This window comes from Natrarchaeobius oligotrophus (genome assembly GCF_003841465.1).
Classification (GTDB): domain Archaea; phylum Halobacteriota; class Halobacteria; order Halobacteriales; family Natrialbaceae; genus Natrarchaeobius; species Natrarchaeobius oligotrophus.
Map to the genome: position 1 here is coordinate 1 of NZ_REFZ01000037.1, position 9334 is coordinate 9334.

The 9334-nt window shown below is 49.4% G+C and carries 5 protein-coding genes and 4 pseudogenes; 6 read left to right on the forward strand and 3 right to left on the reverse strand.

Annotated elements, in window-relative coordinates:
* Positions 1–194: 194 nt before the first annotated feature.
* Positions 195–443 (forward strand): annotated as a pseudogene (locus EA472_RS21310) (IS4 family transposase); the annotation flags it as partial.
* A gap of 181 nt (positions 444–624) precedes the next feature.
* Here the strand turns inward: EA472_RS21310 and EA472_RS21315 are convergent.
* Positions 625–1797 (reverse strand): ISH3 family transposase, encoded by a 1173-nt coding sequence (locus EA472_RS21315; protein WP_124193488.1) that lies wholly within the window; start codon positions 1795–1797, stop codon positions 625–627.
* Between the two features lie 149 nt (positions 1798–1946).
* Here EA472_RS21315 and EA472_RS21320 point away from each other — a divergent pair, with 149 nt between their 5' ends.
* The 5 genes and pseudogenes from EA472_RS21320 (at position 1947) to EA472_RS21340 (ending at position 7332) form a co-directional block, all read left to right on the forward strand.
* Positions 1947–2873, forward strand: coding sequence for an ABC transporter permease (locus tag EA472_RS21320; protein ID WP_124193489.1), 927 nt, complete (start codon positions 1947–1949; stop codon positions 2871–2873).
* A 2-nt stretch (positions 2874–2875) separates the two neighbouring features.
* Complete coding sequence (locus tag EA472_RS21325) at positions 2876–3898, forward strand: ABC transporter ATP-binding protein (RefSeq protein ID WP_165874962.1); 1023 nt, start codon at positions 2876–2878, stop codon at positions 3896–3898.
* Complete coding sequence (locus EA472_RS21330; protein WP_124193491.1) at positions 3898–4926, forward strand: oligopeptide/dipeptide ABC transporter ATP-binding protein; 1029 nt, start codon at positions 3898–3900, stop codon at positions 4924–4926. Before EA472_RS21325 ends, EA472_RS21330 begins: the two co-directional genes overlap by 1 nt.
* Positions 4927–4928: 2 nt before the next feature.
* A complete protein-coding gene (locus EA472_RS21335; protein ID WP_124193492.1) occupies positions 4929–5915 on the forward strand; it encodes an ABC transporter permease in 987 nt (328 codons plus the stop codon).
* Positions 5916–6334: 419 nt separating this feature from the next.
* Positions 6335–7332 (forward strand): annotated as a pseudogene (locus EA472_RS21340) (IS110 family transposase).
* Between the two features lie 227 nt (positions 7333–7559).
* Here the strand turns inward: EA472_RS21340 and EA472_RS21345 are convergent.
* Positions 7560–8383 (reverse strand): annotated as a pseudogene (locus EA472_RS21345) (IS5 family transposase).
* Positions 8384–8515: 132 nt separating this feature from the next.
* Positions 8516–9189: pseudogene (locus tag EA472_RS21350) on the reverse strand (IS1595 family transposase); the annotation flags it as partial.
* Positions 9190–9334: the final 145 nt, after the last annotated feature.

Genomic DNA, 9334 nt, shown 5'->3' on the forward strand with positions numbered 1-9334 from the left:
ACGAAGTCGAGGATATCGATCTCCATTCCAAGCTCGATTTCCTCGGCTTCGTCCTTCTAACCCGTGATGTCGGATGATTAGATCGCTATTCAACAGAGCAGTCTATCCAAGGCTCATCTTGCAGGGTTTTGAGTGCTGCTGGACACGGCTTCTCAACCCTGCCCTTTCGTGTGCGGCGTATTCTATGACACCCTCTGTTTCTCTCCAAGTTCTTCGAAGAGCACGCCGAGGAACTCGGCGTGGTTGAACGCGACCGCAAGCTCCATATACTTGCCTTTGTCTGTGGATTCGTATTCGGCTCCGCCGCAGGCGAAAGCTGAACACTTGCTGGCTTCAGACACAGCTACAACTCCACAGCCGACGAAACGATCTCTCCCGGCGGCTTCTATCACTGGTTGACGCCGTCTCTTGTAGAGTACTTCCGCGACCTTATCAAGCACGGTCGGTAGTTCCCATCGTCCTTGATCGCTAACTCGATTTTTGGAGGAAAACAACCACATTAAAAACGATTGCTTCGGCGGATCAAGCAAAGACAGTGAACTCACGCCAGTGAGGGCGCCGTCACCGAGAGAAGATACGTAGCTACCGCTCATCCATAAGGCGATCCGCTGGACGCGGGCGGTCTCAGCCCGCGTCCAGCTGGCTGTAGGTCGCTGGAATGCCGACGCAGTTGGTCGGTGCTTCCCACGTCCGGCTCAACGTGATGTCGAGAGCGTGATCGATCCACTTCCGGAATACCTCGAAGCGGAACCAGACAGGGAGTGCTCGCCCGCCGCGCCGCGGCGTGGCGAGCACGCCCCAGCGGACGATCACCCAGAGGTTTCGTAACAGAAAGCTCACAAGAACGAACAGCAATCGAACAGCCGGATCGGTTGTGCTTGTACGTGCACGTGCTTCGCGCATCGTCCGGAAGGCTGTCTCGATGGCAGATCGTTTCTGGTAGAGGGCTTCGACTTCTTTCGGCGTGCGATCGGTCAGATCGCACGCGACGTACGCCCGGACGAGCAAGCCATGTTTGCCTCGGTTGCCCTGTTGGTAGGAGACACAGACCGCGAGCGGGAAGCGTAGTTCCCGCTCGCTTCTCTCGTACATCACGTACTCCGTCCAGTAGGAGACTATCGTGTCCAGCTTCTCGGTCATCTGCTTTCCACGGCGAATGATCGGAAGAGCGACTGGTGCCTCTGTATCCAGTCGCTCAACCGACGCGCCGTCGTAGAATCCACGATCAGCGAGGAGTCCTGCGATATCGAATGGGAGGTCCGCGACGTGGTCAAGCAGTCGCTCAACCGCGTCGCTTTTTGGTTCGTCACCACGGACGGGCGTAGCTGCAACGATGAGTGGCTTCGCCCGACACAGGACGAATCCAGCAAGATAGCGATGGCACTGAGAGGTGCCATCGCGCGGTATTGTGTGACAGAGCTCACCAGCAGTAGCGTGTGGACAGCCGTGGTAATGGATATCGACGAAATCGAGGCAGATGATCCTCGGGCCGGGGCCGAGGATCATCGCCGCCTGCTGGACGAAGAGCTTGTTGACGACGGCTTCCAATTCGTCCGGTGGAACGGTGTGAAGCTGGGCGAGCGTGTAATCGTCGGAGTACGTTCCAAGAGTGGTGTCGGTGACAGCCTTGATGGACTTCTGATCGACAGCGGCTTGCAGGAATGTACGTCGGATGATCCCGGAGTCGAAGCCGCAGCCTTCGACTCCGGGGATCGGGATCTCTGCGAGGAGACCCACCGCTAGAGTTTCAAGCTCAGAAGCCGTAAGGACAGTGTCTGGATGGTAGAGGAACTTCATACACCCATCCAGACGCTTTCTGAGAATCTAACCTCATCAGTCGTGGCTATCCGCTGACTTGATGGGAACTACCGACTGTAGTCCGTGAGATTCGATGACCCAACACCGAATGTTTTATGTGAGCCCGTCTCAATATATGTATATCTAATATGCAAGCGTTGATTGATAAACTGCATCAGACGTTTGATCATCCTTTGTTTAAAAATATACGAGCAGGATTCAGGATTATTCTCAATAATAAAGCTACAAGAATATATTTTTCAATTATAGTTATAATACTATTATTAGGATTGTTTGGGCCAGCCGTCGCACCTTATGAAGCAAATGAAATCACCAGAGATGATAATGGAGATATTCAACGAAGTGAAGCCCCATCCTCTGAGCATTTACTCGGTACTACCGAAAGAGGTGAAGATGTGCTTTCCCAAGTATTGATCGGTGCGCGCCCGACAGTAGCAAGTGGAATACTTGGCGGGGGGCTTATTATTACACTAGGATTAGGGATCGGCCTAACATCTGGCTATGTCGGCGGTAGAACAGAAAACGTACTCATGAGAATAACTGACTTGTTCTACGGTATTCCTATGATCCCAACTGCGATAATACTGGTAGCATTCTTTGGGATTGGGTATTTTTCTTCAATTCTAATTATTGGGCTTATTCTCTGGCGAAGTAGTGCTCGTGTTATTCGATCCCAAGTTCTTCAAATCAAAGAACAACCGTTTGTAAAATCGGCGGAAACAGCTGGAGCCAGCACTAGATATGTTATCATACGGCATATATTACCAAATGTTGGATCAATGGCAGTCCTTTTCCTAGCATTGGGGATTGGCTCAACGATTATTGTGCAAGCTGGGCTTGCCTTTATTGGCGTTACTAACCCATATATTCCATCCTGGGGCGTGATGATCAGGAATGCTTACGACTCTGGACTCATGGCAGTTGCATGGTGGTGGTCGATACCGCCAGGTTTATTAATCGCCATCTCAGTAATGTCAACATTCATGTTCGGCCGGAGCTATGAACAGCTATCTGGGCAGACTGACAATGAGATCGTGGGATGGGAGGGGCAATAAATATGAGTGATACGCTTTTGGATGTGCGAAACCTGACAGTGAAGTATAAAACTTCAAATGGAATGCTGACTGCTGTCTCCAATGCATCCTTCACCGTTGAAGAAGGGCAATTTCTTGGACTAGTTGGTGAATCCGGCTGTGGTAAGTCTACTCTGGTTAAAACAATCATGGGTGCATTGGATAATAATGGGAAAATAACTGATGGAAAAATATATTTCCAAGGAAACAAGATTATTGATGCTAATAATGAACTAACTAATGAAAAAGGAAAATGGACAGATATTTCGTGGATTCCTCAAGCAGCAATGAATAGTCTTGATCCAATAGAAAGAATAAACAAACAAGCATATACCATAGCAAAAGCACATACTGACCTTTCTCAGACTCAGGTCGACGAAAAACTCAAAGAAATGTTTGATATCGTGGGTATCCCAAAAAACCGTATCACAGATTATCCACATCAATTTTCGGGTGGAATGAAACAACGGACATTGATCGCATTATCTCTCTTCCTAGAACCCTCGCTGCTAATTGCGGACGAACCGACCACTGGCCTAGATGTAATTATGCAAGACCAAGTGATCAACTACCTCGAAGAGATTCAAGATGAACTCAACTTGAGTGTGTTGATAATCACACATGACATAAGTGTTGTCTTCGAGATGTGTGACTGGATTGCAGTAATGCATAGCGGACAATTGGTGGAAGAGGGTCATATTGAGCGAGTGTATGATCAAACTAGCCATCCGTATTCCATTTTACTTCAGGAGTCTCTTCCTGACCTTCGACATCCTGACCAAGAATTGAAAGTCATTGAGGGAGACCCCCCACAAAATATTGGAAGGATGAACTACTGTAGCTTTGCCAATCGTTGTCCATGGGAAATAGAGGAATGTACCGCGGTCTCACCGTCCCTAGAAACAGTTTCCTCAAATGTAGAAGAGGACGATGAACAGCATGATCACAACGTAGCTTGTATAAGGAAGGATACTGTTAGGAGCGAAATTCATGGGGGTGAGCGCTGATGACGAATGAGATACTCCAATTAGAAAATGTCGAAATGCGGTATCAAGCAGATCAATCGCTCTTCGACCGAGTACTCAGGCGCGATCCTAGTGTCATTCCTGCTGTTGATGGAGTTTCACTAACTATTGAACAGAATGAGTCTCATGCGGTCATCGGTGAAAGTGGGTGTGGAAAATCAACTTTGATAGAGCTAATCAGTGGTTTGCACGAACCAACTAACGGTGAAATCCAATATCATGGTAAATCAATATCTGAACTTTCTCATGAGGAGAAAAAAGATTACCAGCTGAATGTGCAGATGATCTTCCAGGACCCATACAACTCGTTAAACCCAAAGTTTTCCGTCAGAGAATCTCTACAAGAACCTTTGAAAATACATGGTATTGATACTAGTGAAAAGAAAATCATCGACATATGCGAAAAGGTTGAACTAACTCCTCCTGAAGAGTACTTAGACAAGAAACCGTTCCAACTAAGTGGTGGCGAAAGGCAACGCGTCTCAATCGGACGAGCGTTAGTTGTTGAACCAGAAGTAATCTTAGCTGACGAACCTGTTTCAATGTTAGATGTATCAACTCAGGCATCTGTGCTGAACTTGCTATCCAATCTCTTATCCCAGCTTGATGTATCTCTTCTATATATCTCACATGATCTTTCGACCGTCCCTTATGTAAGCGAAAAACTGAATGTAATGTATTTGGGTCGAATCGTTGAATCTGGACCAACTCATGAAATATTGAACAACTCTATGCACCCGTACACTCAAGCGCTCGTCAACGCAGTACCGATACCCGATCCACACCACGACCGCGAACGTATTCTTCTGGAGGGAACTGCAGAACATTCCGAAGAATTGATGTCTGGCTGTCGATTTCGAAATCGTTGTTCGGAAGTGATGGAGGTCTGTGAACAAACACCCGAGAAAACTCATCTCTCTCAAGATCATACAACTGCTTGTCACTTACATAATGACAATAATGAATCAAGAGTTGGTGAAACGACGAAACAACACAAAGGAAGAAACTAACAATGGCTAAAACAACGTATCTGGTTAAGCGAACAGGACAAACAGTACTGCTTCTCTGGTTAGTTATAACTGGGTTATTTTTCTTATTCCGTCTAATGCCCGGTGATTTCACCCAAATTATGCTATTCCAAGGAGCTGATCCTGAAACGGTCGCTCAGTTTGAAGAGGAATGGGGATTGAATGATCCTCTGTACGTCCAGTATTATCGGTATATGGTTAATTTTGTGACCCTGGACGCAGGTATGTCCGTCCAATATCGAGTTCCTGTTATTGAGTATGTGAAGATGCGGATATTCAACTCGGTAATCCTCATTGCACCTGCCATCACCTTTGCCTACTTATTAGGTTCTATCATTGGGATCATAATTGGTTCAAACAGAGGCTCTAAAATTGAGGAATATGGAATTGTGCCCATTATTCTGGTTGGCTCTGTTCCTTCCTTTGTACTTGGTGTGTTTGCTATCGTGATCTTTTCCGGCCAGATGAACCTGTTTCCAAGTTCTGGAATGTACGGTGTCAGAGATGTTGACTTGACCCACTGGTGGTCACCATATGTTACGAAAGATTTTGTATGGCATTGGACTCTACCATTTATTGTAATTGTGATGAGGTATACATTTATACCGATGTTAATAATGCGAACAAGCGTCGTTGAAACAATGGGAGGTGATTTCATCGAGTACAAGAAGGTAGCTGGTGTACCTAAGATGCAACGGATGTTCAGCATCGCAAAACATTCTAGCCTTCCAGTTATAACGTTATACCCAATTACACTTACTCAAGCTATCGGTGGACTAGTTCTTGTAGAAGTTGTCTTTAATTGGCCAGGTATCGGTGCAGCACTAGTTGCCGCAGTCTTTGCTCGTGACTATCCAGTCATACAGTTTATATTTTTCCTTATCGCAGCAACGATCATCATCGCAAATTTCATAGTAGATATTATATATGGGATGATCGACCCGCGAGTGAGTGTCGAAGGGAACGAATAGCGCCGATAGAAATGCCTTTCAGCTTGTCAGTTATCTTGCAAAATGGATTTCTAATAATTCATAATTCCGTTTCAAAGACGGTTTCAGCGCTTCTTTCCCTGGCTTTCGGTAGACGAAACGTCGGAGCTGGAATGTTTAGAGATACGACGTGAGTTTGTCCTTGAAGATACCTCAATAAGGGGAAAACTTGCTTTGTTGACTCGATGGAAATCCTGCTATCCCATGAGAGCGTGAAACAAGTATGGGACGCAAGAGGCCGAGCGCTATTCCGTGCTCCGAAGCACGTGTTGTTGACTGGCCCGAGTGCGTAGGAAGCCGAGTCCTGGGCATTACAGTCCGACTGCCGCTCCTGGCGGCAGTCGGGAAAGCCCGTATAGGTGAATCTCTGTTTTACGCACCGGCGTTCCAAGGTGAATCCAATGTTCATTGGAATCGACGTACACAAGCGGTACTCACAGATCGCAGTACTGGACAAAAACGGTGAGATCGTCGAAGAGGTTCGCGTCGAAAACGCGAACCTCGACGACTTTGCCCAGCGGTACACTGGGTCCAAAGCCGCGCTTGAAGCCACCAGCAACTACTACCACATCCACGATACGCTTTCAGCGTATCTGGATGTGACTGTCGCTAACCCCGGCGAATTGAAGTTGATCTCTGACTCGGACAAGAAAACTGACCGCGTTGATGCGAAACAACTCGCTCGAATGCTTCGGTTAGGCTCGGTTCCAGAAAGCTACGTTCCAACCGACGAGGTTCGGCAAGCCCGCGCACTCGTGCGCGGGCGCCAGAAGCTCGTTGAGAACCGGACCGAGTACGCGAACAAGATCCATGGCCTGTTGAGTGACCACGGCATCACTCGGGAAGTGAAGCCGTTGAGCGTGGAGGGACGAGAGTTCCGCCAGGAACTCTCGCTCCCGGCCCCGTGGGACGCGTTGCTGGAGTCGTATCTGGAACTCATTCAGGTGCTCACCAAGCAGATTGAGTCATTGGAAGCGGAGATCGAGGAACGGGCTGAGTCTCTGAAGGAGACCCAGTTCCTGATGACGATTCCTGGTGTGAGCTACTTTACGGCGTTGACGATTTATGCGGAGTTGGGAGAGATTGACCGGTTTGACCGGGCTAAGGAAGTTGTTAGCTACTTCGGGTTGAACCCGATAATCCGCGAGTCTGGCGACTCGCGTTTGAGGGAAGCATCTCGAAGCGAGGATCAGGACGAGTCCGGTGGTTGCTCGTTCAAGCGTCGTATAGTGCGGTTCATACGTGCGAAGACGAGTACCTCAGCCGGTTTTACAACCGGTTAGCTCGAAAGAAGAACTCGAAAACAGCGATTGTGGCAACCGCTCGGAAGTTGCTGGTTTCAATGTATCACATGCTTGACCGTGAGGAGGTATACCATCCACCAGGGGTGAGTGCCTGAGCGCCGCCGGGGCGGCGCTCATTGGCCGGCTGGTGGCAGCGTGAGTGATCACTCTCGCAAACAAGAAGTCCCTCGCCTGATGGCTGTTTCAGTAGCTATCGGTTCGCCGGTTGTCGATTCTACGCCAGAAAACTACAGCAAGTCCTTGTCGCCCGAAGAATTATCTTGGCAAACGTGGTTTGATCAATCGGCAGAATTTCCATAGGTGAATAGCTGTTGAATGGTGGTTAGAGTGGCTCACAGAGCTTTTCTATGTTGATGATGGCGAACATGAGGATAATCTCACGGAACTGTCGATACCAGCCCAGCGCTCGCACGGCATCGCCGAGCGAGCGCTTCGTCGTCGAGTACGAAGTTTCGGCCATCCAGCGCTGAGAGTAGTCTTTTGTCCGGATTAGCGCGTTTTCTCCTTCGTGAGTGGCCGCGATCCCCACTGTAAGATCAGCGGTTCGACACCGAGGGCGTAGAACTCGTTGTTGGTGTACCAGTTGTGGAAGGCCTTGTCAGCGGCTACGGAAAGCAGGTCGTCCGCCGAAACGCGGACGACCTGCGGCCCTGTTTTCGTATCATGCTTCCACCGGGCCGAAATATGGACGTCAAGAACTGCAAGAGACTCTACATCGGTTAATGTGGTCACTTTCAGCGTCTGCACGCTATTCCCGGATCGCTGACGATAATATGAGGAAGCAGCGCGTCGGTCGAAGAACGTACTGTCGAGAGCGGCGTGTCCAGACTGCGGGTGTTGCTGCACTGAAACGCGCAGCAACGGCCGCCACACCCACATTTTCAGTCGGTCGAACGATTTGTAGATCGTGCTGTAATCTGGCAACTCGTCCCGATCTAGGCCAAGTACGTTACGAACCTCAGACATGTATTCCAGCCGATGCGGCGTTTCATGGTAGCTATGGCCCTCTTCGAGCCGAAAACAGTGCAAAACGGCGTGTACCCAGCGGGCGAACCCACCGCTGGCGGGCTCGCCCGCGTGCTTTCCCAACGCTTGTATAGCTAGGTCTCGACACTGCTTAACGAAGTCGAGGATATCAATCTCCATACCAAGCTCGATTTCCTCGACTTCACCCTTCTAACCCATGATATCAGCTGATTAGATCACCATTCAACAGAGCAGGCAGGGTTGTACCAGCAACCCATGGCACTGGCAGGTGTTGTCATGTGCTTTCATCTAGACGACGTATTCGCGGTCGAAGGCGTCGTCCTCGGCTAGTGGATCGTAGGCACGGAATCCATCCGCGTAGACGAGCAGTGACTCCTTCTTGCTGCTTACGAGAAGGAGCCGAATCGTCGATTTGTCGGCTGATTTCGCCGGGATCCCGTATCGGTCGCCGGTGCCACGATCCACGATCGTGAACGCCGCCGGTTTGTCTTGGTCGTATGATCCTCGTCCATGCGTGGACAGGCCATGCGAGCACGACTCTTAGTCGCGCTCGCAGCCTTTCAGCCCTGCAGAGACGTAGAATTCGTCAATTTCGATGGGACCGACGATGTCAAGCGAAGGCGCGTCGAGCACCTTCGTGAAGCACTCGACGCGCTGGCAGATCATTTTGTACTGGACGCCGATCTCTAGCTGAAGTTGGCGAAGACTCGTGTTAAACTGGAGAAACGCGCAAATCGAGAACAGCCACTTCCTGAGCGCGACCTTTGAATGGGCGAAGATTGTGCCGATCTTATCGTTGAACGTGCGGTCGCAATTCTTACTGAGATATCGTTGAAAGTTCCCGTAGCTGACTTTTTGACCGGACAGTCAAGAACGGCAGCGGGGCAAGTAACGCCGTTACGCCAGTGAACCTGCTGTAACAGGTTTGCTGCGACCGATTCCGATTCAAACACATCTAGCGCAATCGTGCCTAACGGATACCGCTAGAGTGATTAGCGCAACGGATGAATACGTAGCCAGCGTATTCTCCGTGATGGCGGAAGTACGTCGGTTTGAGGTCGTCGAGCATCTGTCGAACACAGAATTGAACCAAGCGATCGAGGAGGCACA

What these genes read in the sequence shown, in the direction of transcription:
- EA472_RS21315 (WP_124193488.1), bottom strand. Translation starts at nt 1,797, where the DNA reads ATGAAGTTCCTCTACCATCCAGACACTGTCCTTACGGCTTCTGAGCTT.
- EA472_RS21320 (WP_124193489.1), top strand. Translation starts at nt 1,947, where the DNA reads ATGCAAGCGTTGATTGATAAACTGCATCAGACGTTTGATCATCCTTTG.
- EA472_RS21325 (WP_165874962.1), top strand. Translation starts at nt 2,876, where the DNA reads ATGAGTGATACGCTTTTGGATGTGCGAAACCTGACAGTGAAGTATAAA.
- EA472_RS21330 (WP_124193491.1), top strand. Translation starts at nt 3,898, where the DNA reads ATGACGAATGAGATACTCCAATTAGAAAATGTCGAAATGCGGTATCAA.
- EA472_RS21335 (WP_124193492.1), top strand. Translation starts at nt 4,929, where the DNA reads ATGGCTAAAACAACGTATCTGGTTAAGCGAACAGGACAAACAGTACTG.